Origin of the sequence: Pseudomonas sp. NPDC079367 (assembly GCF_044542195.1) — a bacterium.
Lineage (GTDB): Bacteria > Pseudomonadota > Gammaproteobacteria > Pseudomonadales > Pseudomonadaceae > Aquipseudomonas.
Window position 1 is genome coordinate 542,508 of sequence record NZ_JBITTW010000001.1, and the last position, 25,932, is coordinate 568,439.

Consider the following 25,932-nt stretch of genomic DNA (forward strand, 5'->3'; position numbering starts at 1 on the left):
CCGATGGAACGTATTCCGATTCTTCAGATGGGCGATTTGCTGCTGGTGACCATTCAGGTCGACATGCACGACCAACTCGCCATGACCCTGCAGGACGACCTGTCCGAGCGCATCAGCCGGACTTCGGCGCGCGGCGTGTTGATCGACATTTCCGCGCTGGACATGGTCGACTCGTTCATCGGGCGCATGATCGGCACCATTTCCGGGTTATCGAAAATCATGGACGCCGAAACCGTGCTGGTCGGCATGCAGCCGGCCGTGGCGATCACGCTCGTTGAGCTGGGCATGACTTTGCCGGGCGTCAGCACCGCCCTCAACGTCGAACGCGGAATGAAACTGCTGCAGGATCGAGTACGCCTGCAATGACCGTACGCAGCAGCGGTACTCAACCCATCTCCATTGAACAGGACGTGGTGTTCGCCCGCCAGACCACGCGCAAGCTCGCCACCGAATGCGGCATGCGCCTGATCGACCTGACCAAACTGGTCACCGCCGTCAGCGAGCTGGCGCGTAACACCATGGTCTATGGCGGCGGCGGCGACATGGACTGGCAGATCATCGAGGAAAACGGCCGGGTCGGTTTGCGCATCACGTTCCGCGACGAAGGCCCGGGCATCCCCGACATCAAACTGGCGATGACCGACGGTTGGACCTCCGGCAGCGGACTAGGCCTCGGCCTGACCGGCGCCAAGCGCCTGGTCAACGAATTCGAACTCGACACTGAGCCGGGCAAAGGCACGCGCATTACGATCACACGATGGACATGAATATCACCGGGTCGTTGACCCAGGTTCTGCCGATCGAGGACAGCAGCCAGATCGGTCACGCGCGGCGCACCGCGCAGAAACTCGCCGAACAGCATGGCTTCGACGAAAACGATGCCGGGCGGGTGGCGCTGGTCGCGACGGAATTGGCCAGCAACGTACTCAAGCATGCCCAGCGCGGTGAATTTCACCTGCGTGTACTGACGAGGCCGGGCAACGGTTTCGGCCTCGAAATGCAGACGGTGGATCGCGCGCAAGGCTTTGATCTGGATGCCTGTCTGGCGGACGGTTTCTCCACTGGCGGTACGCAGGGCATTGGTCTTGGCGCGGTGTCGCGACAGACTGATGTGTTTGATGTTTACGCTGACCACCGTGGCGCTGTGTTGCTGGCGCGGATATTTCCACGCGGTGATCGGCAGGCCGATATCCGTTTCGGGGTAAGCCAGCATTCGTTGCATGCCGATCCCGCCTGCGGCGACGTCTGGCACCTGGCGTATGAGGGCGCGCGGATCAGCGCGCTGGTCGTCGACGGCCTCGGTCACGGCGAAGATGCCGAGCGCGCAGGTCTGGCCGGTGCTCACGCATTCGCCCGGGCACCCTTTGCCGATCCCGTGCCATTGATGGAAGACTTGCATCAGGAAATGCTCGGTACCCGCGGCGGCGCTGTGGCCTTCGCGCAGTTCGACAGCCAGCGCGATAGCCTGACATTCGCCGGTGTGGGCAATATCGGCGCCAGCTTGCTCGACCCCGAAAAGTCACGCGGCCTGGCCTCGCACCCTGGCATCGTTGGCGGCCAGTACCGTAAAGCCAAACCCTTTGACTATGCTCACGTGAACGGACATTTATTGATCATGTACAGCGACGGCTTACAGTCCCGTTGGAACCTCAAAGACTACCCCGGCCTGGTGCATCGCCATCCGTCCGTGATAGCCAGCGTCCTGCACCGCGACTTCTGTCGTGGTCGCGATGACGTGACGGTGCTGGTCGTTGCTCTGGAGGCCGCCCATGGCTGAATCGACAACCCTGAGCCCTGCCGAACAGGCGGCGCTCATCGCTCAGTTGCAGCGCGAAACCACTGCCCTGCGCGAAGAGCTCGATGAAACCAACCAGGGCGTGCTGGCGCTGTACGCCGAGCTCGACACTCAGGCTGAAGAACTGCGTCAGGCATCGGATCTGAAAAGCCGTTTCCTGTCGTACATGAGTCATGAATTCCGTACGCCGCTGGGCTCGATTCTGAGCATCACCAGTTTGCTCGCCGACGAGCTTGACGGCCCGCTCAGCCCTGAACAGCACAAGCAGGTGACATTCGTCAGCACTGCCGCACGTGAGCTCAGCGACATGGTCGATGACCTGCTGGATCTGGCGAAGATCGAAGCCGGGCGCATCAGCATCTCGCCGGCCTGGTTCGACATGTTCGACCTGTTTTCGGCCCTGCGCGGGATGTTCCGGCCAATCGTCGATGCTTCGGCGGTGGATCTGATCTTCGAAGAGCCGCTGGGCCTGCCGCGCCTGTATACCGATGACAAGAAGCTCGGGCAGATCCTGCGCAACTTCATTTCCAACTCGCTGAAATTCACCACCCGTGGCGAAGTGCGCGTGTCGGCGCGACTGGAAGGTGAAGACAAGGTGCGCTTTGCCGTCAGCGACACCGGCATCGGCATCGCTGCCGAGTTGCATGACACGCTGTTCGAGGACTTTTCCCAAGTCGATTCGCCATTGCAGAAGCGTCTGCGCGGCACCGGCCTGGGCCTGTCACTGTGCAAGCGTTTCGCCGCCCTGCTCGGCGGTGAAGTCGGGGTTGAAAGCACGCCGGGCGTCGGCTCGACATTCTTCGTCATCATCCCGCTGGCAATCGCTCTGGAGAACGTCGATGAATCGTGACATCCGCCTGCTGATCGTCGATGACAACGTCGCCACCCGCTACGCCTTGCGCCGGCGCCTGGAGCGCCACGGCTACACGGTGCTTGAGGCCGGCACCGGCAGCGACGGCCTGGCTCTGATCGAGAGCGAAGCCCTCGATGCGTTGATCCTCGACGTCAACCTGCCGGACATGAGCGGTTTCGATATCGTTCGCCTGCTGCGCGCCGACCCGGGCACCGCGCTGCTGCCGGTGATTCATGTGTCAGCGGCGTCGATCCAGACCGGCGACATCATCACCGGCCTCAACGCGGGCGCCGATGCCTATCTGATTCACCCGGTCGACCCGGATGTGCTCTTGGCGACGCTGCGTACCCTGCTGCGGGTGCGCGACACGGAAAATGCCCTGCGCGAAAGCGAGGCGCGTTTCCGCGAGATCTTCGCTAACGTCTCGGCGCCGATCGCAGTACTCGATGCCAATCTGAAAGTGCATGAATGCAATCACGCCTTTGCCCAGCTGATCGTCGATACCCGCGATCCGCAGGCGCTGCGTGAATGCTTCGCCGAAGATCAATGCTCCATCCTCGACGAACTGCGCCTGCGTCTGGTCGACGGCGAGCGCTGGAAAGGCACGCTGAACATGCGCGTGCAGGGTGAAATTCGCGAAACCGAATGGCAGATTTCGCCGTATCGCACGCCAGAGCTCAGCCTGGTGTTCGTCGAGGACATCACCGAACACCGCCACCGTGAGCGCTCGCACCTGGCGCAACTGGACGACACCACCACCCAACTGGCCAAGGAAGTCGCCGAACGTGTGCACGCTGAAGCGCAATTGCTGCAAGTGCAGAAAATGGATGCACTGGGCAAGCTCACCGGCGGCATCGCTCACGACTTCAACAACCTGCTGACCGGGATCATCACCAGTCTGGAACTGATCCAGAAACGCGTGGCCGATGAGCGTCTGGACAAGGTGCAGTTCTATACCGAAGCGGCGCTGAACTCAGCGATGAGCGCGGCCTCGCTGACCCATCGTCTGCTCGCGTTCGCCCGTCAGCAGCCGCTGGATACACGGCCGGTGGACATCAACGAGCATGTTCGCTCGCTGGAAGAATTGCTGGTGCGCACCATCGGCGAGCGCATCACCCTCAAGCTGGAACTGACCAACAAACCGGCGATTGCGCTGGTCGATCCGGTGCAGCTGGAAAGCGCCGTGCTCAACCTGGTGATCAACGCCCGCGATGCCCTGCCCTCCGGCGGCAATATCTGGGTCAATACTTACGCCGCTTATTCCCACGGCGATCCGAATCTGGCCGATGGCGCGTACGTGGCGTTGTCGGTACGCGACGACGGCACCGGCATCGAACACAACGTGATCGACAAGGTGTTCGAGCCGTTCTTCACCACCAAGCCGCTGGGCCAGGGCACCGGGCTCGGCCTGTCGACGATTTACGGCTTCGCCCGTCAGTCCGGCGGTGACGCGCACATCCGCAGTGTCGCTCGGCGTGGCACAGAAGTGACCATCATGCTCCCCGGTACCAACGACCCGACCGGGGCCGACGCGCCTGTGCCCGTGCCTGATGCCAAAGGCAGTGGTGAGCATGTGCTGATCGTCGAGGACATGGCCACGGTGCGATTGTTCGTTACCGAAGTGCTGGAAGACGCCGGCTATCGCTGTACGCAAGTGGCGGATATCGAATCGGCGCTGGAGCGCTTGCAGAATGACCCGTCGATCGACCTGCTGCTGACCGACGTAGGCTTGCCGCGCATGAGTGGCCGTGAGCTGGCGGATGTCGCCCGCGGCTGGAATGAAGGGCTGCCGATCCTGTTCATGACCGGCTACGCCGAAACCGCGCTCAACCGCCAGGTCTTTCTCGGTACAGGGATGGACATGCTGGTCAAACCATTCCAGATCAGCGAATTGCTCGACAAGATCCGCCGCACGATTGATGGCGCCTGACACTCCGCGTTCGCGAGCAAGCCCGCTCCCACAAGGGATCTGGTGTGCGACCAGTTTTCCGGGTAAACCCACAAAACTGTGGGAGCGGGCTTGCTCGCGAAGGCGCTAGCGAGGGCGCCGCCATCATCGGCTTAACGCCCGAGCGAGAAACGGCGCAGTCTTGCTCTTTCTGCTCGCCGCGACTTTTTGCGGTGTGCCGGCAGCGACAATCCTGCCGCCCTGATCGCCCGCGCCGGGGCCGATGTCAATCACCCAGTCGCTCTGCGCGACTACACGCATTTCGTGTTCGACGACGATCACCGTGTGCCCTGCCGTCACCAATGTATCGAGCTGCTCCAGTAACCTGTCGACATCCCTCGGGTGCAATCCCGTGGTCGGCTCATCCAGCACATACAAGGTCGCGCCACGCTGACTGCGCTGCAATTCGGTCGCCAGTTTGATCCGCTGCGCCTCGCCGCCGGACAGTTCGGTGGCCGGTTGCCCCAGGCGCAGATACCCCAGGCCGATATCGCGCAACACCTCCAGCGAACGACGAATCCCCGCCTGCTCGGCGAACACCGCTACCGCTTCATCGACGGTCAATTGCAGCACCTGCGCGATGCTCAAGCCCTGCCAGAGAACTGCCAGGGTCTGCGGGTTGTAGCGCGCGCCATGACAGGTGGGGCACGGCGCATACACGCTGGGCATGAACAGCAATTCGACGCTGACAAAGCCCTCACCCTCGCACGTGGCGCAACGGCCCTTGGCGACGTTGAAGGAAAACTGCCCGGCGTCATAGCCCGCCGCTTGCGCTTCGGGGGTCGCGGCGAACAGCTTGCGCACGTTATCGAACAGTCCGGTGTAGGTCGCCAGATTGGAACGCGGTGTACGGCCAATCGGTTTCTGATCAACCTGCACCAGCCGCTTGATCGACTCCAGGCCGGCGGTGATCTGGCCGGAACTGGGCGGCTGTATGTCATCTTCCAGGCTCGGTTCTTGCGACTCGACCTCGGCCACCGGCCGCCCCAACTGCGCGCCGACCAGTTCCAGCAATGCCTGACTGACCAGACTCGATTTGCCGGAGCCAGACACCCCGGTCACCGAGGTGAAACAGCCCAGGGGGAATTCGGCGTTCAGATTATTCAGATTGTTCCGCGTGACGCCGTCCAGCTTCAGCCAGCCGCTCGGCTTGCGCGCGGTGCGTTCAGGTCGTTGGTTTTCGGCGAACAGATAAGCGCGGGTCTGCGAATCCGCAATCTCGGCAAGCCCCTCAGGCGGGCCGCTGTACAGCACTTGCCCGCCCTTTTCCCCCGCTGCCGGACCGACGTCGATCAGCCAGTCGGCACGGCGCATGGTTTCGACATCGTGCTCGACCACAAACAGCGTGTTGCCGTCCGCCTTCAACCGCTGCAGCGCCTCGAACAGCGCTTCGCCATCCGCCGGATGCAGGCCGGCGGACGGCTCATCCAGCACATAAATCACCCCGAACAACTGCGAACCCAATTGCGTGGCCAGACGCAAACGCTGCAACTCGCCCGACGACAAGGTCGGTGTACTGCGTTCCAGCGCCAGGTAACCCAGGCCGAGATCGGTCAGGGTGCTGACGCGCTCCAGCAGATCTTCAGCAATACGCTGCGCTGCCAGGCGTTTTTCCAGCGACAGGTTCGGCGTGTGGCGCACATCCGGCGCGCTGGCGTGGCCACTGGCGCCATGGGCGACCCGCTGTTTACGGGCCTCGCGAGTCTGCGCATGGCTGAGGGTGTCGCCGCTTCCCTCAGCCTGTTCCAGGTAACTGATCGCCGCCACCGGCCTCAGTACTTCGGCCACTTGCAGCAACGGCATTTGTGCCAGCTGGCCAATGTCGTAGCCCGCAAAGGTCACCGACAACGCCTCGCGCTTGAGCCGCTTGCCCTCGCACAACGGGCACGGACTGCCGCGCATGAACTGCGAGACACGCTTCTTCATCAGCGCACTTTGCGAGTGGGTAAAGGTGTGCAGGATGTAGCGCCGGGCGCCGGTGAAAGTACCTTGGTAGCTCGGTTCCATCTTGCGCTTGAGGGCGACGCGGGTTTCTTCCGGGGTCAGCCCCGCGTACACCGGCACCGTCGGCGTTTCTTCTGTGAAAAGGATCCAGTCGCGCTGCTTTTTGGGCAGTTTGTTCCACGGGATATCGACATCGATGCCCATGGTCACGAGGATGTCGCGCAGGTTCTGCCCCTGCCAGGCCAAGGGCCAGGACGCCACGGCGCGCTGGCGGATGGTCAGGCTCGGATCCGGCACCATCAGCCCTTCGGTCACCTCATAGACGCGGCCAAGGCCATGGCATTCCGGGCACGCGCCCTGCGGCGTGTTCGGTGAAAAGTCCTCGGCATACAGCATCGGCTGTCCCGGCGGGTAACTGCCAGCACGGGAATACAGCATGCGGATCAGGCTCGACAGCGTCGTCACGCTGCCCACCGAGGAACGCGCGCTCGGCGTGCCGCGCTGCTGTTGCAGGGCCACGGCGGGCGGCAAACCTTCGATGGAATCGACATCCGGCACGCCAACCTGATCAATCAGCCGCCGCGCATACGGCGCCACCGATTCGAAATAGCGCCGCTGGGCCTCGGCGTACAACGTCGAAAACGCCAGCGACGACTTGCCCGAACCCGAGACGCCGGTGAACACTACCAGCGCATCGCGGGGAATATCGACGTCAACGTTTTTCAGGTTATGTTCGCGGGCGCCGCGCACACGAACCATGCCGGCGGGTGCTTTGCAATTGCGCTTGGAAGTCATTGACCTGCCTTGATTGGAATATGGGGGTGGCGCTCGGGTTCAGGTGCCGAGCACCTCGCTAATCATCTGCAGCAACGCTTGCGGGCTGTACGGCTTGCCGAGCAGATGTGTATCGGGACTGAGCTGATAGTCGCGGGAAATGATGTCGCGGGTGTGCCCGGAGGTGAACAACACCGGCACCGGCGGCGTCTGCACCTTGGCCCAGGCAGCAAGATCCGAACTTTTGATCAGGCCGGGCATGACCACGTCGGTGAAAATCAGGTCGATCTCGATGCCTTCCAGCAGCATCTGCATGGCGACGTCACCATTGCAGGCCGTCAGCACGCGATAGCCCTCTTCGCGCAGCAATTCCACCACCGAGGCGCGCACTGCGTCGTTATCTTCGACCACCAGCATGGTTTCGTGGCCACCGCTCTTGCGTTCGCCGACGCTCGTGGCCTCTTCACGGACCGGACGCAGACTGCGTGGGAAATACAGTTGCACTCGGGTACCGTCGCCCAGCTGGCTGTCGATCTCGACGTGGCCGCCGCTCTGTTTGACGAAGCCGAAGACCATGCTCAAACCGAGCCCGGTGCCCTGCCCGTCGGCCTTGGTGGTAAAGAACGGTTCGAAGACTTGCTCAAGCATTTGTGGGGCAATACCCACGCCGGTGTCGCTGACCGCCACACGAACATACTCCCCGGCCGCGATGCCCTTGCCGGCGCAGTAGTCGCTGTCCAGGCAGACATTAGCGGCGCTGAGGCCGATAACCCCTTCGCCCTTCATCGCGTCGCGGGCGTTGATCGCCAGATTGAGAATCGCGTTTTCCAGCTGGTTGCGGTCGACGTTGATGTGCCACGGCTGCGACGGCAACTGCACGTCGATCTGAATGGTTTCGCCCAGGGCGCGTTGCAGCAATTCGCCAACGCCTTCGAAAATCTGCTCAGGGTTGCACACGGCCGGTGACAGCGGTTGCCGACGGGCAAACGCCAGCAGTTGCGAAGATAATTTGGCACCGCGCTCGACCGCCGCCAGCGAAGCCCCGACCCGGCGTTGCACATTGGCATTGTTCGGCTCATGCCGAGCGAGCAGATGCAGGTTGCCGGCGATCACTTGCAGCAGATTGTTGAAGTCGTGGGCGACGCCGCCGGTGAGGCCGCCGATGGCTTCGAGTTTCTGCGATTGACGCAATTGCTCTTCCGCAGCCAGTCGCGCATCCACTTCGGCGGCCACGCGCTGTTCGAGGTTGCGGGTGAATTTGAGCAGGGATTCTTCGGCGTTCTTGCGCTCATGAATATCGATCAGCACGCCGGGGAAACGAAACGGCTTGCCGTCTTCATCGAACTCGCAGGCACCACTGGCCAAGACCCACAGATACTGGCCGTCGCCACGCTGCACGCGGTATTCGGCGTTGTACGGTTCGCCAGTGCGCACGCAATGGGCAACCCGCTCCTGCACCCATCGATGATCCTCGGGATGGATGCGCGATTCGGCGATCTCTTGTTGCAGATCGCTCAGGTCCTGATCCGACGGATAGGAAAAGGTGCGGGCGAAACGTTCGTCAGCGGAGAAGCGATTGTTCTTGATGTCCCAGACAAACGAGCCCAGCAGTGCGCCGGCATTCAAGGCCAGACGCACGCGTTCGTTGTCGGCGCGATAAGCATCTTCCGCCGCCTGGCGCAGACGCTCGGAATGCACCAGTTCGGTGGTCTCGACGACCATCGCCATGACGCCGCCGGGCACGCCTTCATCGTTGGCCACCGGGCTGTAATACAAATCCATCCAGACATCTTCGGGGACGCCGTCGCGCAGCAATACCAGCTCTTTGTTGCGATAGGACAAGGTGCCGCCGGCCAGGCAGGTGTCGACGACGTGACGGTTGAATTCGGCGACTTCCGGCCAGCCCAGCTCAACCGGGACGCCGAGTAGATAGGGATGGCGCCCCCCCGCGAATTCGGAATAGGCGTCGTTGTAGATCATGTAACCGGCGTGGCCCCAGAGCATCACCATCGGCAGCGGCGAAGCCAGCATCAGTTGCACGGTGTTGCACAGGCTGGCCGGCCAGTCGGCGAGCGGACCCAGTTCGGTATGGCTCCAGTCGAACGCTCGGATGCGTTCGGCCATTTCGCCCTTCCAGCCGTCACAGCCGTGGCTTTCGGATAAAAACTGCATCGCCTGACTCAGTGTCCTTTTTTGCGGTTTTCCGATCTATCGCAACGCTACAACGACGCGACGCCCGTGTGTTTCGAGGCTCTGAAAGCGTATTGGTTTCATCGCAGGTGTAGCCGATTTGCGACACCGGGCCATTCAGACGCCAATCAGGTGTTTTAGCGGGTGATAGCCGGTTTTCATTTTTGCAGCGACGTCGAGAATCGCCTTCTCGATCCCGTTGAGGTGCGTGCAGGTCAGCTCGATCGCAGCGCTTTGATTGCCAGCCTCGATGTACTCGAGCAAGCGCAGGTGTTCGTCGTCGCGGCAAGCCTGGTGACTGTCGTCGTCGAGCGCGGCGGCATACAGCGAGGCGCGCGAGATCAACTTCTGGAACCAGTCGAGCAGCACCGGATTGTTCAGGCTGCGCGCCAGTTTGAGGTGGAATTCGCCAAGCAAGTGGATCAGACGTTCGTGGTCGCCGGCCGCATGGGCGGCGTCTTCGAGCAACAAGTGCTCGCGCAGGTCCTGCATGGCAACGGTGTCTTTGCGCCGGCACAGCTCGGTGACAATGCCGATTTCGATCAGTCGTCGGGTTTCGAACAGCGAACGCAGCTCTGCGTCACTGGGCAATGATACCGACGCGCCTTTGTTGGGCTCGGTCGTCACCAGGCCATCAGCCTCCAATTGCTTGAGCGCAGCACGCACCGACGTGCGGCTGACATTGAACAATTCGGCCAGCGAAGCCTCGCCCAGCTTCATGCCGGGGCGCAACGAACGCTTGCTGATCGCCGCATAAACCCCTTGGTAGACGCGGTCGACCGTGGTTTCCAGCTTTTTTTCGCTCATTCGAACACTCCTTTGGCATCGGGCAACTCCTCCTGGCAGTGGCTGGCCATGGAGATTCGTCGGGTTCCCGTACCCGTGTGAAGCGCAGAATATCTGCGATCGGCCGAAAGGTGCAGCCTTTTGATTTGTATCTGTTTTGAACGCAGACCAAAACCTGTGAGGCGGGCTTGCCCGCGAAGGGGTTGGCACATTCAACATCGGCATCGCCTGATGCACCGCTTTCGCGAGCAAGCCCGCTTCCACATTGGTTCGGAGGTAAATCGACCATCTTCAGCGCAACCCGAATCCCTGTGGGAGTGGGCTTGCCCGTGAAGGGGTCAGTGAAAGTCCCGGCTTTGCACGTGAATGCCATTAAGCAGTGGACTGAGGTCGCTCAGGCGCCCGGCGATCAAGTGGCGCACATCGCCTTCGCGTTCCCAGCGGCCGTCGACCTTGAGCAATTGCGAACCGACCAGTACCTGTCGCTGCCGCTCAGCCAAGTCACGCCAGACCACCACATTGACGTTGCCAAACTCGTCTTCCAACGTCACGAACGTCACCCCGCTGGCCGTACCGGGGCGCTGTCGGCCAGTGACCAGGCCTGCCACGCTGACCGGCCGGCCGTGTTCAATATCCATCAATTCCCGCGAGCTGCGGCAACGCCGGGCCTGCAACTCACCACGCAACAATGCCAACGGATGCGGCCCGAGTGTGGTGCCCACCGTCGCGTAATCGGCGTGCAGGTCTTCGCCAACGCTGGGTTTGGGCAGGACGATTTTGATTTCTTCCTCGTTGGGCAGGCCGGCGAAGAGGCCGAGTTGTTTCTGTACCCCGGCCACTTCCCAACGCGCGCGATGACGATGCCCGGCCAGGCCGCGCAGAGCGCCGGAGTCTGCAAGCAAGGCCTGCGCACGACTGTCGAGGGCGGCGCGCTCACCCAGGTCAGCGACATTGGCAAAGGCTCCGTGTCGGCGCGCGGCTTCGATACGCCGGGCATCTTCTTCGCGAAACCCCTTGATCATGCGCAGGCCCATGCGAATCGCCGGCTGCCCGGCACTCAGCGGCTCAAGGCTGCAATCCCAGTCGCTGGCGCGCACGTCCACCGGACGGATCTGCAACTGGTGTCGGCGCGCGTCCTGCAGAATCTGGTCAGGGCTGTAGAAGCCCATCGGCCAACTGTTGATCAGCGCACAGGCGAACGCCGCCGGCTCGTGGCACTTGAGCCAGCAACTGGCGTAAGTCAGCAAAGCAAAACTGGCAGCGTGGGATTCGGGAAAACCGTAACTGCCGAATCCCTTGATCTGCTCGAAGATCTGCGCGGCGAATTCCGGTGTGTAGCCGTTTTTTTCCATGCCGGCGGCGAGACGCGCCTTGTGCGGCTCCAGTCCACCATGGCGTTTCCACGCAGCCATGGAGCGGCGCAACTGATCGGCCTCGCCGGGACTGTAGTCGGCAGCCACGATGGCGATCTGCATGACCTGCTCCTGAAACAGCGGCACGCCCAGGGTTCTTTCCAGCACGACTTTGAGCGCCGGCGACGGATAGGTTTCCGCTTCTTCATTATTACGTCGGCGCAAGTACGGATGAACCATGCCGCCCTGAATTGGCCCGGGCCGGACGATCGCCACCTCAATGACCAGATCGTAGAACGTCTGCGGCTTCAGACGCGGCAGCATCGACATCTGCGCCCGCGATTCGATTTGAAACACACCGACCGTATCGGCACGGCTGATCATGGCGTAGGTCGGTTTGTCTTCTGGCGGGATCGTTGCGAGCGTCAGGTTCAGATCACGATGACGACGCAGCAAGTCAAAGCAGCGGCGAATCGCACTGAGCATGCCCAACGCCAGAATGTCGACCTTGAGCAGGCCGACGGCATCGAGATCGTCCTTGTCCCACTGAATGATCGTACGGTCGGCCATGGCTGCATTTTCGACCGGCACCAGGGTGTCCAGCGGCTGTTCGGAAATCACGAAACCGCCGGGATGCTGGGACAAGTGCCGGGGGAAGCCGATCAGTTGCCCGGTCAGGCTCAGCACCCGACGCAGCACCGGGCTGTCGGGGTCGAAGCCACCTTCACGCAAGCGTTCCAGCGGCGGCGTTTCATCGCTCCAGCGGCCGCAGCAATCGGCCAGCGCGTTGATCTGATCCGGCGGCAGTCCGAGCGCCTTGGCCACATCGCGCACGGCGCCGGTGGCGTGATAGGTGCTGACCACCGCCGTCAACGCCGCACGCCGCCGACCGTAACGGTTGAACACGTATTGCAGGACTTCTTCACGGCGCTCGTGCTCGAAATCGACATCGATGTCCGGCGGTTCGTTGCGCTCTTTCGACATGAAGCGCTCAAACAGCAGCGTGGTGCGGTCGGGGTCGATCTCGGTGATGCCCAAGGCATAACACACCGCCGAGTTGGCGGCCGAACCGCGCCCCTGACAGAGGATGTTCTGCATGCGGGCGAAACACACCACGTCGTGCACGGTGAGGAAGTAGCTTTCGTAGCCGAGCTCGGCGATCAGCTTCAGTTCTTTATTGATCTGTCTGAGCACCTTGAAGGGCGCGCCTTTTTCCCAGCGCCAGGCGATGCCTTGTTTGGTCAGGTGCCGCAACCAGGAACTGGCACTCTGGCCCTCGGGCACCAGCTCTTTCGGGTACTGATAACGCAGCTCGCTCAGCTCGAAGGTGCAACGCCTGGCCAATTTGACCGACTCCTCGAGCAAGGCCGGCGGATACAACTCGCGCAGCACTTCAAGACTGCGTAAATGCCGCTCACCATTGGGATGCAGGCGCAGACCCGCTTCGGCCACGGGTACGTGATGACGGATCGCGGTCATGGTGTCCTGCAGGGCGCGGCGCCCCCGTGCATGCATGTGCACATCACCGCTGGCTACTGCCGGGATTTGCAACTCAGCTGCGAGCGTCAGCAATGCCGCCAACCGCTGCTGGTCATTCTGCCCTCGATGCAGTTGCACCGAGAGCCACAAACGTTCACCGAATGTCTGTTTCAGCCAGCGCCCTTCGTTCTGGTCGTTCACTGAATCCGGCACCCACAACACCAGCAAACCGGGCAGCGCTTGGGCGAAGTCTTCGCGCAAAACCTGATACTGGCCTTTCTGCGTCCGGCGCCGGGCCTGGGTGATCAAGCCGCACAGGGCTTGATAACCGGCAAGGTTTTCCACCAGCAGCACCAGTTTCGGGCCGTTATCGATGCGAATTTCGCTACCGATGATCAGCGGCAACTCAACGGATTTTGCTGCTTGCCAAGCACGGACGATCCCGGCCAGGGTGCATTCATCGGTAATCGCCAGCGCTTGATAACCATGCTTTTTCGCCCGCTGAAACAGCTCCAGCGCGCTCGAGGCTCCGCGCTGGAAACTGAAGTTCGACAGGCAATGCAGTTCGGCATATCCGGCATTCATGCGAACCAGCCCTGCAGCCATAGCGGACCGCCCTCACCCACCGCGCGCCAGGCCCAGCCCTGCTGACCGGTGCGGTTCTGGATCAGGTAATAATCACGCCGCACGTCGCCACCGTCCCACCAACCGGACTCGATGCGCTCCGGCCCCATGAGAATCCGCGCTGAACCTTCCGGCACGCTTTGAGGTTCGTTGAGCAACCAGCCCGGGCGCTGCAGGTTGGGCAAGCCTGGACAAGGCTGTTTATCGACGGCGTTCTGCCATGCACACTCGGGGCGGTGATCGGCCTGAAAACGCAGCCCTTGCACCGCGTCATCACCCAACCGTGCGCGCAGGCGCTCGCGCAATTGCTCCCAGGGCAAAGTCTGCTGCGGGCGGTCGTCGAACAGTTCCTGATATTGCGGGACAAAAGTCGGCAGATCCTCGGCGCGCAAGCGAAAACCACGTACCGGCGCCTCGACCTGCACTTGTTCCAGTCGCCCACGGGCCAGTTCGAAGAGCATCGCCGCGTCACGTTCGGCACTGAGCAGGCCGACCTTGATCACCGTGTCCGGCAGCCCGGCATGTTCCAGATGCAGGTCGAAGCGCTGCACTCCGCTGTCGCGTCCACAGAGAAACGCCGACAGATCGCCGGTCAAGCGTCGTAACGGGAACAGCAAGGCCTGATGGGACTGCACATCGAAATTGAGTTCGATGCGGCTATCGAAACGGTCCGGCGGTAGATAGAACGCTAGCGCCAGGGGGCGTGCGCCGAACAGCGTGTCGAGGTGTTTGAGCATTTGAGCTTCGAAACGTCGGGCCAGTGCCTGGCGTGGCAGACTTTGCACCTGACTGAGGTTGCGCAGACCCATGCGCGATAACGCCGTAGCGACATTCGGCTCCAGCCCGACACGATCAACCGGCAATTGCCCGAGGTGATGCTGCAAGGCTTCGCCGTCCGGCACCACCAAGCCATCGTAGGCATTGGCCAACACCCGCGCGGCCACCGGGTTCGGCGCGGCGACGATGCGGTGACGAAAGCCCAGGTCTTTCAACTCCTGGCGCAGACGGGCTTCGAATTGCGGCCAGGTACCAAACAGACCGAGACTGGATTCGATCTCGAACACCACAGTGCGCGGGTAATGCACGCTGACCTGAGCACTGAAACGATAGGCCCAAGCGGCCAGAAACTGCTGCCAGTGCTCGACCTCGGCCAGCTCGTAATCGGCGGTGGCAAAGCCTTTGCTCATGGCTTGCGCGGCAGGCATCGACATGCCGGGGCGCAGGCCGAGTTTGCGCGCCGCCGGATTCACCGCTTGCAGCATCCGGCGCTGGGCCGGGCCGCTGAGCAGGATCAGCGGCTCGTCGGGATCAGGACGCTGACGCAGCACGGCGTCGAGCGCCAATTGCGGAAACAGGATACATACCCAGCGCATGACGATCAGTGCCCCAAAGCAAAGGCAATCGGCGTCGCACGGGCCAGCCCGCCACGGCACTTGAGCACGCGTAGCTGCGCCGGCTTGGCATCGATGGCAATGCGTAACGCTGCCGGTGACGGGTTAACCGCTTCGCTCAACGGGCGCCAGGCAAATGCCAGGGTCTGGCCGGTTTCCGCCGCCACCTGCAAACGCCGCAAGGCTCGGTCATCAGCCTTGTTTGGCCAGCACAGTACCGCGCCGCAGCTGCCCGAGCGCAGGCATTGCTCCGCCGCCCACAAGGCATCGCGTTCGCTGGCCTGAATCACTGACAGCTGGCGCAGATCGACTCCGGCATTGGCCCAGGCCTGCGGGTACGGCACGAACGGCGGCGCCACCAGCACGATGCGTTCACCGGCCGCCGACAATCGCGCCAGGGTTGGCCAGACCAGTTGCAACTCGCCGACACCGGGGCCAGCGAGGAGGATTTCGCTCAATGCCGATTCCGGCCAGCCACCGCTGGGCAGGGCCGCGTCCAATGCCGCATGCCCGGTCGGCTGCGGACTCGCCGCCGGTGGCGCAGGCCGGCCGCGCCAGACCTGGCCGCCATTGAACAGCGTATCCAGTGCAACGACGGCGCCCATCAGCCTTGCCTCACCAGACCACAGAACACGCCCTCGATGGCCAGATCCTGATCGTCACGCACGACAATCGGCTTGTACGCCGGGTTGCGCGGCAGCAGGCGCACCTCTTCCCCCACCCGCTCGAAGCGTTTGATGGTGACTTCACCGTCCAGACGCGCAACGACGATCTGGCCGTTCAGCGCCTCGGGATTGCGCCGCACACCGACCAGATCGCCATCGAGAATGCCGTCTTCGATCATCGAGTCGCCCTGCACCCGCAGCAGGTAATCCGGGGCGCGGGAGAACAGTGCAGGGTCGAGCAGCAAACGGTTATGGATGTCGGCATCGGCGCCTATTGGCGCACCGGCGGCCACGCGGCCCAGCACCGCAATCTCCAGCAGCTCAGGGCGCGGCGGCTGGCCGAGCAGGCGAATGCCTCTGGCCTGGTGCGGATTGACCTCGATGAAACCGGCTTCAGTGAGCGCCAGCACATGCTTGCGCGCCACGCTGCGCGAGGCAAAACCAAAAGCCTCGCTGATTTCAGCGAGGCTGGGGGGTTGACCGTGTTCGGCGATGCGATCGCGGATAAAGGTCAGAATGGCGGTACGGCGGGGAGTCAGGTTTGTCATGGAGTACATTTGTACTCCTGTGGGAATTTCCTGACAAGAACCGCCAGTCGGCGCAAGCCGACGTAGGAGCTGCCGAAGGCTGCGATCTGATCGTTCCCACGCTCTGCGTGGGAACGATCATCGGATAAGGTCAGGAATCCAGTTGCGCCAGGTACTCCCACGGGTAAATCCCGCGCTGATGGCCGTCGCTGAACACCAGTTGCACGCCATAACCCTGCGGGTTGACCTCTATCAGGCGTACACGATCATCAACCAGCGGTGTAACGCCGCGCAGGCGAAACGCGCGGCATTGCGAGCACGGGCATTGTCGGCGCAGATCGGCATGCTTGAGCAGCGATTCACGCCCGTCCGGCCACCTCAGGCGTAACGTGCGCGCACTTTGCGAATTGCCCACCGACAGCGGGTTCACTGCAACTGACTCAACGCGATGCGCACGGCTTTGCGCACTTCCGGGTCGCCATCGTCCTGCGCCGCCTGCAACGCGGCCACGGCGCCGCGATCGTTCAATTCACCGAGGGCCAGCGCAGCTTCCTTGCGCAAGTTGCTGATGCGGTGGCCGAGGGTGTCGATCAGCGCGTCCCGCGCCGGGGCGAAGCGCAAGCGGCCGAGGCTGCGAGTGGCGCGCAGGCGCACTTGCCAATAGTCATCGTTCAGTGCTTCGACCAGAGCCGGGCCGGCGTCGCTGTGGCCGACCTTGCCCAGGGTAGTCGCAGCCTCTTCGCGCACTTGCCAGGCAGGATCGTGCAAGGCTTGGCGCAGCGCCGGCAACACCTCGGCATCGCTGGCCAGACCGAGCGCGCCGGTGGCGGCGCGGCGCACTTCGGTGTCCGGATCGTCGCTGGCCAGTTGCGCCAGGGCTGGCAGCGCGTCGAGCTGTTTGAGCCAGCCGAGCACGCCGACCGCTTCGCGACGAACACTGGCGTCAGCATCCTCCAAGGCGGCGGAGGCCGCCGGCGCGGCTTCGGCGAAGCGCAATTCTCGTAACGCCCGAAAGGCGGCTATGCGCACACTGACATCGGCATGAGTGGTCCACGGCAGAATCACCCGCCCCGCCGCTGCCGTCTTGAGCAGGCTCAGACTCTGCGCCGCGGCCGATTGCACAGCGGGCGCCGGATCCGTCAGTGCCTCGCACAGGGCTTGCACGACCGCTTCGTCCTCCCACGCTTCGAGCAGACGTGCCGCCTCAGCGCGGACGTCCTCGGCAGGATCCTGTCGCAGTCGATCGACCAGCCAGAGCAAGCCATCCGGCTCCTCCAGATCGGCCAGATCAATCAGGGCAATGCGCCGCACGCCGGCGTCTGCAGCCGTCAGACGCGGTTGCAGGGCGAGGATGTCTTCGTTGTCGGTCACAGCAAAAATATCGGTCATAGGGCAAATCGCGGCAAAGGGTTTTCAGGAGGCAGGCCGAGCGGATTGAGGCGCGGCAGCGGGCGTTCGTTGTCGTGGCGCAGCAGGTCGAGGCAATGGCGTTTGAGGCGAGCGAATGCCGGGCTGGTCACCAGTTCGTGGGTGCGTGGACGCGGGAAATCCAGACGCAAGTCTTCGATGATCCGCCCCGGTCGCGCGCTCATCACCAGCAAGCGGTCAGCGAGAAACAGCGCCTCGTCGATGTCGTGAGTGACGAAAACCACGGTGGTGCGGATGTGCGTCCAGATGTCCAGCAGCAACTCCTGCATGTTCAGACGGGTCAACGCATCCAGTGCGCCGAAGGGCTCGTCCATCAGCAACAGGCGCGGGCGATTGACCAGCACCCGGGCGATCTCCACCCGCTGCTGCATGCCACCGGAGAGTTGATCCGGCCAGCGTTCGGAAAAGTCTTCGAGACCGACCAGTTTGAGGATTTCATCAGCGGCGCGATGCCGCTCAGCCTTGCCGATGCCGCGCATCTTCAGGCCGAAGGCGACGTTGTCGCGCACCGTTCGCCACGGGAACAACGTGTGATGCTGGAACACCATGCCGCGCTGTGGTGATGGTCCGGCCACCTCGTTGCCGTCGACTTTCAGGCTGCCGGTCTTGGCGCTCAAGTGTCCGGCCAGAGCGCCGAGCAAGGTCGACTTGCCACAACCGGACGGGCCGAGAATACAGACGAACTGGCCGGGTTCGATCTGGCAATCGAGGCCCTGCACCGCTTCGAAAGCTTCGCGGCCCTGGCCGAGGACGATGGACAACTGGCGGATGTCGATTCGCCCGTCCGGGGTTTGCATAACGCTCATCAGGCTTTGCCTCGCGGTCGATGCCAGGGCGTAAACAAACCGCCCAGGCGTTTGATCAGCCAACTGCTGCCCATGCCCAACACACCGATCAAGAGCATGCCGACGACAATGTCGGCGTAGTTCTGAATGGTGTAGGACTCCCAGGTGTAGTAACCGATGCCGAACTGCCCGGAGATCATTTCCGCCGTTACCAGACAGAACCACGAAGTGCCCATGCCGATCGCCAGACCAGTGATGATGCTCGGCGCAGTGCCCGGCAGGATCACCTCCAGCAGAATCGCCCGGCGCCCTGCTCCGAGGCTTTTCGCCGAGGCAATCAGGCGTGGATCAACGCCTTCGACGCCGTGCACGGTATTGAGCAGGATCGGGAACAGCGCGCCGGTGAAGGTGATGAAAACCATCGACAATTCCGAGGACGGAAACATCAGGATCGCCAGCGGGATCCAGGCCACGGCGGGGATCGGGCGCAGGACTTCCAGTGGCGGCAACAGAAGGTCTTCGGCCCATTTCGAACGGCCGATGGCCAGGCCCAGCGCGATGCCGATGATCAACGCCGCCAGATAACCGGCAAAAACGCGGCCAAGGCTGCTGCTCAAGTGCTGCCAGAGTTTGCCCGAATCGCCCAGGCCCAGCGCAGCTTCGATGACGGCCAGTGGCGTCGGCACGTTCGCGAAGGTGACCAGGCCGAGGTTCCAGTGGTGACTGGCGGCGAGCTGCCAGAACAATAGGCAGAGCAACAGTGAAGCGGCTCTCGGGAACCAACGTAAACAGGATCGATACACAATTATTCCTCTCAACCGGGATCCTTTGTGGGAGCGGGCTTGCTCGTGAATGCGGTGTGTCAGGCAATTATTTATTTACTGATGCACCGCCTTCGCGAGCAAGCCCGCTCCCACAGGGAATCGGGCGTACCGAAGATCAGCGCACGGCAACGGCTTGCGCAGTGGCGTCACTGAAATCGAACACCTTGCCGCCCTGCGCCGTGGCGTATTGCTGGGCCTGGCCCTTGAGCAGAAAGGCGCTCAGGCGGCCCTTGGCGTCGCTGGCAAACCACGCCTGTTCAGCGAGCAACTTGATCCCGCTGTCACTGGCCTGCGCATACACCGCACGAATGTTCTTGCCCTCCTGCTTCAACTCAGCCAGCGCGGTGAATGCCGCTTCAGCCGAGCCATAACGGCGGACTTTTTCCTCGCCACGCACCCAGATTTCCGCGACATGGCTGACGTCGGTGAAGGCTTTGCCCGTCGCCGCATCCACACCCGGCAACGGCGTCTGCGCGTAGTTGGCCAGTTGCGCGGTGTAATCGAGGTTCGCAGCCTTGAACGCGGCGCGGATGTACTGGTCGTCGACGAAGCTGTTCAGGTCGAGCCCGCGATCAGCTTTCTTCAGCAGCTTCAGGGTATCGATGGCGGTACCGACGGCCTGACGGTATTCAGGTTTCCAGCTCAGGTCACGGGTCTGTACGCCGAGCGGGCCATGGAACAGGTAGTTGACCTCGGCATCGACCCCAGTGACTTTGGCGATCAGTTCGCTGTACTTCTCCGGTTCGGCGGCGAGCAGTTGGTTGGCTTCGATGCTCGCACGCAGATAGGCGACGACGATTTCCGGATACTTTTTCGCGTAGGCCTGATCGACCAATGCGCCATGGAAAGTCGGCGCGTTGGCCTGGGCGCCGTCATAGATCTTGCGGGCGAAACCACGGCTCGGGAACAGTTCGGCGAAGGGCACGAAATCGGCGTGGGCGTCGATCTTGCCGGCCTGCAATGCCGAGCCAGCGACTTCCGGTGGCTGGGCGATGATGTTGACATCCTTGAGCGGGTCCCAGCCCTGCTCTGCCATGGCACGCAGCAACATGCCGTGAGCCGTCGAGGCGAAAGGCACCGAAATGGTCTTGCCCTTGAGTTCGCTGAGGCTTTGCACCGACGAAGCGCTAGGCACGACGATGCCGTTGCCGCTGCCCTTGATGCTGCCCGACAGCACGCTGATGAACAGGCTGTGCTTGCCCGCCGTTTCGAACGCCACACCGTTGAACGCACCGGGGAAATCGGCCATCGCACCGAAATCGAGTTTGCCGGCGACCATCTCGTTGGTCAGCGGTGCGCCACTGGTGAAGTTTTTCCACTGCACGTCGTACTTCGCGTCTTTATAAGCGCCGTCGTGGGGCAGGTATTTGTCGAGCAAGCCAAGCTCACGGATCAGCAGCCCGCCGGCGGCGCAGTTGATGGTAGTGTCCTGGGTGCCGATGGCGATGCGGATGGTTTCGGCCGAGGCCGACAAGGTGAATGAAGCCAGTACCAGACCGGCGAGTGCTGCACGCAACATGAGTGTTTCCCCTCGAATCGTTTATTTGAAATTCGTCTCCGCCGCGATCAGGGCGCGGTGGGAAACGAGGGGTTTTCGGTGAATCGAGCGTCCGGGGTTTCCGGGTAGCTAATGGCTTGCCACAAATCCCCTGTAGGAGCTGCCGAAGGCTGCGATCTGTTGATTTTGCATTTCAGATCAACAGATCGCAGCTTTCGGCAGCTCCTACAGGGATCGGGGTTCAACGCAGGAGATAAGGGATGTCGACCTTCACCGCCCCCGTCGGGCAATCCTTCTCGCACGGCATGCAATACCAGCATTCATCGAACGCCATGTAGGCCTTTTGCGTGGCCGGGTTGATCGCCAGCAGGTCCATCGGGCAGACGTCGACACACACGGTGCAGCCCTTTTCGGCGATGCATTTGTCCTCGTCCACGGTGACCGGGGCGTTGGAGCGGAAGAATATTTCCTGAGCTTGATAAGCCATGGTTCGGACTCTCTTGTTTAGTCGTGCATCAAGCGGCGAAGGCGCCCACGCGCAAGCGGTCGTAGGCCTGCATTTCTTCGGCGTCGAGCGGGATGATGTAGGGCTCGACGGCTTTCCTGAAACTGGTCATGGCCCCGTCTTCGCCCTTCATCAAATGGCAATGGCAGAACCATTCGGCGTCGTTGCGCTGCGGATGATCGACGCGATAGTGGTACAGGCCCCAGCGGCTTTCGGCGCGGAACAACGAGGCGCGGGCGGCCATTTCGGCGCAGTCGCGGATCACGCTGGTTTCCATCGCGCGCATCAATTCGTGGGCATTGTTGGCCTTCATCTGCTCGAGATCGCGTTCAATGTCGCTGAAGCGCTGCAGGCCGATCTGCATCTTTTTGGTCACTTTCGGCGGTTGCAGATAGTCGTTGACGAAGCGCCGCAGCTTGTACTCGACCTGCGCCGGCGGCAGGCCGTGTTCGCGATCAAGCGGCGCATAGACCCGGGCTTTTTCCTTGGCGATCTGCTCGCTGTCCAGTGCAGAAAAATCGCGCCCGGCAACAAAGTCCGCCGCGTTGTGCCCGGCGAACCAGCCATAAGTGAACGCGCCGAGCATGTAGTTGTGCGGCACCGCGGCCATGTCGCCGGCCGAGTACAAGCCTTTGACCGACGTCTCGGCACGCTCATTGACCCACACGCCGGACGCCGAATGGCCGCTGCAGAAACCGATTTCCGAAATGTGCATTTCGACCATCTGCGTGCGGTAGTCGGTGCCGCGATTGGCGTGGAACTGACCACGGCTCGGGCGCTCGTTGCTGTGCAGGATTTCCTCGATGTTCTGGATGGTTTCCTCGGCCAGGTGATCGAGCTTGAGGAACACCGGACCGTTGCCGCTCTCCAGTTCCTGATGAAATTCCCACATCATCTGCCCGCTCCAGTAGTCGCACTCGATGAAGCGTTCGCCTTTGTTGTTGGCGGTGTAGCCACCCAGCGGGCCGGTGACGTAGGCACACGCGGGGCCGTTGTAATCCTTGATCAGCGGGTTGATCTGGAAGCACTCGAGATTGGCCAGTTCAGCGCCGGCGTGATAGGCCATCGCATAGCCGTCGCCGGCATTGGTCGGGTTTTCGTAGGTGCCCATCAAGTAGCCCGACGACGGCAGACCGAGGCGTCCGGCCGCGCCGCAGGCGAGAATCACCGCTTTCGCCTTGATGACATGGAAGTCGGCGGTGCGGCAATCGAAGCCCATCACACCGTTGACCGCACCTTCCTCGTCGGTCAGCAAACGCGTGCAGACCAGACGATTGGTGATACTTACCCGTGCACGTTTCAGCTGCCGATACAGGACTTTCTTGATGTCGTGCCCTTCCGGCATCGGCAGCACATAGGCGCCCATGTGGTGGACCTTTTTCACCGCGTAGTCGCCGGTCTCGTCCTTCTCGAACTTCACGCCCCAGCGGTCGAGTTGTTCGATGGTTTCAAAACTGTGGGTCGCATAGGCGTACACCGCTGCCTGATTGACGACGCCGTCGTTGGCGATGGTGATTTCCTTGGTGTACTGCTCCGGCGTCGAATGCCCCGGGATGATCGCGTTGTTCAGGCCGTCCATGCCCATGCTGATCGCCCCGCTGCGTTTGACGTTGGCCTTGTCGACCAGCAGCACGCGCAAATCGGGGTTCTTCTCTTTGGCCTTGATCGCCGCCATTGGCCCGGCTGTACCGCCACCAATCACGACAATGTCGTATTCCTGCTCCAGCGTATTGCGCGTCATGCCTGCTCCCCTTTTTGCCGATCGATCCGCAGGCGGTACTGGAACGCGTCGCCACGGTAATAAAGGTGTTCGAAGTCCAGCGGCTGGCCTTGGGCGTCGTGGGTCAGGCGCTCGATGCGCATGATCGGCGAGCCGGCTTCGACGTCTAGCGCCTGGGTCAGGTCGCTATCGGCCAGCACTGCGTCGATGGCCAGATCGGCGTGGCCGAGGGCGATGCCGCAGTCGTTTTCGAGGATCAGAAAGATGTCGCGAGTGACCAGGTCGGCCTTCTCCAGTCGCTCGCCGACGGTTTTAGGCAGGTAGGTGATTTCCAGCGAGATCGGCTCGCGATTGATCAGCCGTACGCGTTTGATCTGCGCGACGATTTCACCCTCGGCCACCTGCAGACGCTCGGCGACACGCTTGTCGGCTGGAATGAATTTGAAACTGCGCAGGCGGTTGATCACCTCGTAGCCGCGCCCGGTCATCGACTCGGCGAGGCCTTGCAGGCTGCTGACGTTCTGAAAGGTTTTCGGCTTGGCGACAAAAGTCCCTTTGCCGTGGATCTTGAAGATCAGCCCTTCCTTTTGCAGATCACCCAGCGCCTGGCGCACGGTGATGCGGCTGACTTTGAACAGCGCACCCAGCTCGCTTTCGGAAGGCATCTGACTGTCTTGCGGGTATTCGCCATCGAGAATCCGCGCACGCAGCACATCGCGCAGTTGGGTGTGCAGCGGAACGCTGCTGAGGGAGAGAACGTTATCGGTCATCACGGGATCACTTGTTATAACGAGTTATGACGTGATCTTAGAGAGGTTATGACGAGGTTGAGAAATATTGTTTGGGCATAACCTTAGATGCGCCTTCAAAAGCAAAGATCGCAGCCTTCGGCAGCTCCTACAGTTTGAAATGCGATTTCCCTGTAGGAGCTGCCGAAGGCTGCGATCTTTTGATCTTAACGTTTGAGAACCCGGTCCATGACCCAATCGGTCTTGACGGCTTCCTCGGCCACGGCGGGATGCGGTGAATCACCCCTAATATGCGCATTCATCCCCAGCACGTGATGCCACTGAATATGCTCATGGTGGGCAATCTCCAGGCTGATCTGCTCGTCCGCAAACAGTTGCACCGGATGCTCATCAAACACCGAAAAACCGATACGTCCCTGGCTGCCGATAATCTCGACGCGGTCCTCACGCCGGTCCGCAACAAAATTCCAGCAGCCCATGCCCAGCGCCCCGGAGGCGAATCGCCAACTGGCGCTGACCGCATCTTCCGCCGTGTACAAACCCGCCTGATGCGCGGTGAAGCCGGCGACTTCAACGATGTCGCCGAGCAGATACTGAAACAGGTCCAGGCCATGGCTGGCCAGGTCGGCAAAGTAACCGCCGCCCGCCACCGCCGGATCGGTGCGCCAATTATCCCGACCCTCTAGATCAGCCGGCGACGGCGCTTTCGTCAGCGTCCAGCTCAGATGGCGGACATCACCGATGCGCCCCTCCTCCAGCCATCGCCGCACCTGCGCAAAGCGCGGCAGCGAGCGGCGATAATACGAGACGAACAAATGCAGACCGGCAGCGGCAAACGCTTGCTGCATCTCACGGCTCTGCCCGGCATTAAGCGCCATGGGTTTTTCCACGCAGCAATGCTTGCCGGCGGCAGCGACTTTCAGGCTGTAGGCGTGGTGGCTGTCAGGCGGTGTGGCGATATACACCGCGTCAACTTGCGGATCGTTGATCAGCGCATCGACATCGGTGTAGACGCGACTGATGCCGTGGCGCGCGGCGTAGTCGGTCACCGCTTCGAAGCGTCGGCCCATCACCGCGACCAGCGCCGAACCGGGCGCTTTGTAGAAGGCCGGCCCGCTCTTGCGTTCCGCGACACTGCCGCAACCGATCATGCCCCAGCGCACCACGTTCATCTCCAGTCCTCAGCCGATGCGCAGCGCGCGCAGATCAAGGCGTCCGTCCTTGAGTGGCGGGCACCAGTAGTAGCCGCCGGTGATCGGTCGGCTGATCTGGTACAAGCCATCGGCAATGCCGTCCTCCAGACCGCTCATGCGCCGCAGTTGTGCTTCGAAGGCATCCAGCGAGAAACCGAAAGCAAGGAACATCAATCCGGCCCGATCGCCTTCGATCCAAGGCATCGAACGGCGCACGACAAACGCTTCGGGCGCAAAGCTTTCCTGTGCGGTGCGTTTGACGTGGGCGGAGATCGGCGCGTCATCGATTTCTTCGTTATCGCTCAAGCGACGCCCCATGATGTCGTCCTTGGCGCCGGCAGACAGGCGATGAAAGCCCTTGAGGTCATGCTGCCATTGCTGGATCGCGGCGAAGCTGCCGCCGACCAGCCCGTCAGCGCCGGTGCTCAGCAGCGCGGCGGCGACAGCGGCGTCATCGTGCGGGTTTTCCGTGCCGTCCTCGTAACCGGTGAGATCGTGGCCGTCCATGTGGCGGAAAGCTTCCTGCATCTCTACCAGACGCAAGGCCGGGGCCAGCGCCGCCTCGAAGGCACTGCAACGGTTGAGCAGCTCACCACGGTCAATCCCGTGCAGCCAGATCCACAGGGCATGCTGGGTCGACGGGTTATTCACGCCAACGCCGGTCAGCGCCGGGAAGCTGCGCAGGCCAGCGATTTCGACATTCAACGCCTTGGTCAACGACTCACCAAAACCCACCACCGCCGACTTGCCATCTACCAGCATCAGCAGGTTGTCGATCGCTTGCGGCAAGGCTTCAACCGACGCCAGGGCGAAAAACAGATGACGTGCTTGCGCTGGAACAGGGGTGGCGAGAATGCCCGGCTGGTAGTAACTCATGTGAACTCCTTGAAAAAGTGCGCGGA

The 25,932-nt window shown here is 62.1% G+C and carries 22 protein-coding genes; 5 read left to right on the forward strand and 17 right to left on the reverse strand.

Features of this window, described 5'->3' with window-relative positions; all coding sequences use genetic code 11:
• The first annotated feature begins 3 nt into the window (after positions 1–3).
• From ACIGDJ_RS02255 to ACIGDJ_RS02275, 5 genes are read left to right on the forward strand one after another with little or no spacing between them, the layout of a single operon-like run.
• A complete protein-coding gene (locus ACIGDJ_RS02255) occupies positions 4–366 on the forward strand; it encodes an STAS domain-containing protein (RefSeq protein ID WP_016774466.1) in 363 nt (120 codons plus the stop codon).
• Positions 363–767, forward strand: coding sequence for an anti-sigma regulatory factor (locus ACIGDJ_RS02260; protein ID WP_101159393.1), 405 nt, complete (start codon positions 363–365; stop codon positions 765–767). The genes ACIGDJ_RS02255 and ACIGDJ_RS02260 overlap by 4 nt, the downstream gene beginning before the upstream one ends.
• Positions 764–1,777 (forward strand): ATP-binding protein, encoded by a 1,014-nt coding sequence (locus tag ACIGDJ_RS02265; RefSeq protein WP_101159604.1) that lies wholly within the window; start codon positions 764–766, stop codon positions 1,775–1,777. Before ACIGDJ_RS02260 ends, ACIGDJ_RS02265 begins: the two co-directional genes overlap by 4 nt.
• On the forward strand, positions 1,770–2,645 hold the full coding sequence (locus tag ACIGDJ_RS02270; RefSeq protein ID WP_101159392.1) for a sensor histidine kinase KdpD: 876 nt from the start codon (positions 1,770–1,772) through the stop codon (positions 2,643–2,645). Before ACIGDJ_RS02265 ends, ACIGDJ_RS02270 begins: the two co-directional genes overlap by 8 nt.
• On the forward strand, positions 2,635–4,578 hold the full coding sequence (locus tag ACIGDJ_RS02275; protein ID WP_397478233.1) for a response regulator: 1,944 nt from the start codon (positions 2,635–2,637) through the stop codon (positions 4,576–4,578). The genes ACIGDJ_RS02270 and ACIGDJ_RS02275 overlap by 11 nt, the downstream gene beginning before the upstream one ends.
• 123 nt (positions 4,579–4,701) lie before the next feature.
• On the opposite strand, the gene ACIGDJ_RS02280 is transcribed toward ACIGDJ_RS02275, so the two are convergent.
• From ACIGDJ_RS02280 to ACIGDJ_RS02360, 17 genes are all read right to left on the reverse strand, one after another.
• Positions 4,702–7,335, reverse strand: a complete 2,634-nt coding sequence (locus ACIGDJ_RS02280) for an excinuclease ABC subunit A (protein ID WP_397478234.1) — start codon at positions 7,333–7,335, stop codon at positions 4,702–4,704.
• Positions 7,336–7,374: 39 nt separating this feature from the next.
• Positions 7,375–9,486, reverse strand: a complete 2,112-nt coding sequence (locus ACIGDJ_RS02285) for an ATP-binding protein (RefSeq protein ID WP_397478235.1) — start codon at positions 9,484–9,486, stop codon at positions 7,375–7,377.
• Between the two features lie 135 nt (positions 9,487–9,621).
• The gene (locus ACIGDJ_RS02290) at positions 9,622–10,311 is read right to left on the reverse strand and encodes a GntR family transcriptional regulator (RefSeq protein WP_076563214.1); all 690 of its coding nucleotides are present in this window, start codon (positions 10,309–10,311) and stop codon (positions 9,622–9,624) included.
• A 317-nt stretch (positions 10,312–10,628) separates the two neighbouring features.
• Positions 10,629–13,727: an error-prone DNA polymerase gene (locus tag ACIGDJ_RS02295; RefSeq protein ID WP_397478236.1), complete on the reverse strand. Its 3,099-nt coding sequence runs from the start codon at positions 13,725–13,727 to the stop codon at positions 10,629–10,631.
• Positions 13,703–15,118: a DNA polymerase Y family protein gene (locus ACIGDJ_RS02300; RefSeq protein WP_101162272.1), complete on the reverse strand. Its 1,416-nt coding sequence runs from the start codon at positions 15,116–15,118 to the stop codon at positions 13,703–13,705. The genes ACIGDJ_RS02295 and ACIGDJ_RS02300 overlap by 25 nt, the downstream gene beginning before the upstream one ends.
• A gap of 5 nt (positions 15,119–15,123) precedes the next feature.
• Positions 15,124–15,741, reverse strand: coding sequence for a translesion DNA synthesis-associated protein ImuA (gene imuA, locus ACIGDJ_RS02305; RefSeq protein ID WP_101162274.1), 618 nt, complete (start codon positions 15,739–15,741; stop codon positions 15,124–15,126).
• Positions 15,741–16,358, reverse strand: a complete 618-nt coding sequence (gene lexA / locus ACIGDJ_RS02310) for a transcriptional repressor LexA (RefSeq protein ID WP_101162276.1) — start codon at positions 16,356–16,358, stop codon at positions 15,741–15,743. Before lexA ends, imuA begins: the two co-directional genes overlap by 1 nt.
• Before the next feature lie 121 nt (positions 16,359–16,479).
• A complete protein-coding gene (locus tag ACIGDJ_RS02315; protein ID WP_101162278.1) occupies positions 16,480–16,758 on the reverse strand; it encodes a DUF971 domain-containing protein in 279 nt (92 codons plus the stop codon).
• Entirely contained in the window at positions 16,755–17,717 is a 963-nt protein-coding gene (locus tag ACIGDJ_RS02320) for a HEAT repeat domain-containing protein (protein WP_397478237.1), read from the reverse strand. Before ACIGDJ_RS02320 ends, ACIGDJ_RS02315 begins: the two co-directional genes overlap by 4 nt.
• Positions 17,714–18,562, reverse strand: coding sequence for an ABC transporter ATP-binding protein (locus ACIGDJ_RS02325; RefSeq protein ID WP_397478238.1), 849 nt, complete (start codon positions 18,560–18,562; stop codon positions 17,714–17,716). Before ACIGDJ_RS02325 ends, ACIGDJ_RS02320 begins: the two co-directional genes overlap by 4 nt.
• Positions 18,562–19,344 carry an ABC transporter permease gene (locus tag ACIGDJ_RS02330; RefSeq protein WP_101162282.1) on the reverse strand — a complete coding sequence of 261 codons (783 nt, stop codon included), beginning with the start codon at positions 19,342–19,344 and terminating at the stop codon, positions 18,562–18,564. The genes ACIGDJ_RS02325 and ACIGDJ_RS02330 overlap by 1 nt, the downstream gene beginning before the upstream one ends.
• Positions 19,345–19,480: 136 nt before the next feature.
• Positions 19,481–20,884 (reverse strand): ABC transporter substrate-binding protein, encoded by a 1,404-nt coding sequence (locus tag ACIGDJ_RS02335; protein WP_397478239.1) that lies wholly within the window; start codon positions 20,882–20,884, stop codon positions 19,481–19,483.
• Between the two features lie 220 nt (positions 20,885–21,104).
• Positions 21,105–21,350, reverse strand: coding sequence for a ferredoxin family protein (locus ACIGDJ_RS02340; protein ID WP_003225615.1), 246 nt, complete (start codon positions 21,348–21,350; stop codon positions 21,105–21,107).
• A gap of 28 nt (positions 21,351–21,378) precedes the next feature.
• Positions 21,379–23,109 carry a fumarate reductase/succinate dehydrogenase flavoprotein subunit gene (locus tag ACIGDJ_RS02345; RefSeq protein WP_397478240.1) on the reverse strand — a complete coding sequence of 577 codons (1,731 nt, stop codon included), beginning with the start codon at positions 23,107–23,109 and terminating at the stop codon, positions 21,379–21,381.
• Complete coding sequence (locus tag ACIGDJ_RS02350; RefSeq protein WP_101162288.1) at positions 23,106–23,858, reverse strand: GntR family transcriptional regulator; 753 nt, start codon at positions 23,856–23,858, stop codon at positions 23,106–23,108. The genes ACIGDJ_RS02345 and ACIGDJ_RS02350 overlap by 4 nt, the downstream gene beginning before the upstream one ends.
• A 185-nt stretch (positions 23,859–24,043) precedes the next feature.
• A complete protein-coding gene (locus ACIGDJ_RS02355) occupies positions 24,044–25,009 on the reverse strand; it encodes a Gfo/Idh/MocA family protein (protein ID WP_397478241.1) in 966 nt (321 codons plus the stop codon).
• Positions 25,010–25,018: 9 nt separating this feature from the next.
• Positions 25,019–25,906, reverse strand: coding sequence for a Dyp-type peroxidase (locus tag ACIGDJ_RS02360; protein ID WP_312998875.1), 888 nt, complete (start codon positions 25,904–25,906; stop codon positions 25,019–25,021).
• Positions 25,907–25,932 lie beyond the last annotated feature (26 nt).

Bases quoted from the DNA above. Each gene is read 5' to 3' on its own strand.
- ACIGDJ_RS02255 (WP_016774466.1), top strand. From the start codon at position 4: ATGGAACGTATTCCGATTCTTCAGATGGGCGATTTGCTGCTGGTGACC.
- ACIGDJ_RS02260 (WP_101159393.1), top strand. From the start codon at position 363: ATGACCGTACGCAGCAGCGGTACTCAACCCATCTCCATTGAACAGGAC.
- ACIGDJ_RS02265 (WP_101159604.1), top strand. From the start codon at position 764: ATGAATATCACCGGGTCGTTGACCCAGGTTCTGCCGATCGAGGACAGC.
- ACIGDJ_RS02270 (WP_101159392.1), top strand. From the start codon at position 1,770: ATGGCTGAATCGACAACCCTGAGCCCTGCCGAACAGGCGGCGCTCATC.
- ACIGDJ_RS02275 (WP_397478233.1), top strand. From the start codon at position 2,635: ATGAATCGTGACATCCGCCTGCTGATCGTCGATGACAACGTCGCCACC.
- ACIGDJ_RS02280 (WP_397478234.1), bottom strand. From the start codon at position 7,335: ATGACTTCCAAGCGCAATTGCAAAGCACCCGCCGGCATGGTTCGTGTG.
- ACIGDJ_RS02285 (WP_397478235.1), bottom strand. From the start codon at position 9,486: ATGCAGTTTTTATCCGAAAGCCACGGCTGTGACGGCTGGAAGGGCGAA.
- ACIGDJ_RS02290 (WP_076563214.1), bottom strand. From the start codon at position 10,311: ATGAGCGAAAAAAAGCTGGAAACCACGGTCGACCGCGTCTACCAAGGG.
- ACIGDJ_RS02295 (WP_397478236.1), bottom strand. From the start codon at position 13,727: ATGGCTGCAGGGCTGGTTCGCATGAATGCCGGATATGCCGAACTGCAT.
- ACIGDJ_RS02300 (WP_101162272.1), bottom strand. From the start codon at position 15,118: ATGCGCTGGGTATGTATCCTGTTTCCGCAATTGGCGCTCGACGCCGTG.
- imuA (WP_101162274.1), bottom strand. From the start codon at position 15,741: ATGGGCGCCGTCGTTGCACTGGATACGCTGTTCAATGGCGGCCAGGTC.
- lexA (WP_101162276.1), bottom strand. From the start codon at position 16,358: ATGTACTCCATGACAAACCTGACTCCCCGCCGTACCGCCATTCTGACC.
- ACIGDJ_RS02320 (WP_397478237.1), bottom strand. From the start codon at position 17,717: ATGACCGATATTTTTGCTGTGACCGACAACGAAGACATCCTCGCCCTG.
- ACIGDJ_RS02325 (WP_397478238.1), bottom strand. From the start codon at position 18,562: ATGAGCGTTATGCAAACCCCGGACGGGCGAATCGACATCCGCCAGTTG.
- ACIGDJ_RS02335 (WP_397478239.1), bottom strand. From the start codon at position 20,884: ATGTTGCGTGCAGCACTCGCCGGTCTGGTACTGGCTTCATTCACCTTG.
- ACIGDJ_RS02340 (WP_003225615.1), bottom strand. From the start codon at position 21,350: ATGGCTTATCAAGCTCAGGAAATATTCTTCCGCTCCAACGCCCCGGTC.
- ACIGDJ_RS02345 (WP_397478240.1), bottom strand. From the start codon at position 23,109: ATGACGCGCAATACGCTGGAGCAGGAATACGACATTGTCGTGATTGGT.
- ACIGDJ_RS02350 (WP_101162288.1), bottom strand. From the start codon at position 23,858: ATGACCGATAACGTTCTCTCCCTCAGCAGCGTTCCGCTGCACACCCAA.
- ACIGDJ_RS02355 (WP_397478241.1), bottom strand. From the start codon at position 25,009: ATGAACGTGGTGCGCTGGGGCATGATCGGTTGCGGCAGTGTCGCGGAA.
- ACIGDJ_RS02360 (WP_312998875.1), bottom strand. From the start codon at position 25,906: ATGAGTTACTACCAGCCGGGCATTCTCGCCACCCCTGTTCCAGCGCAA.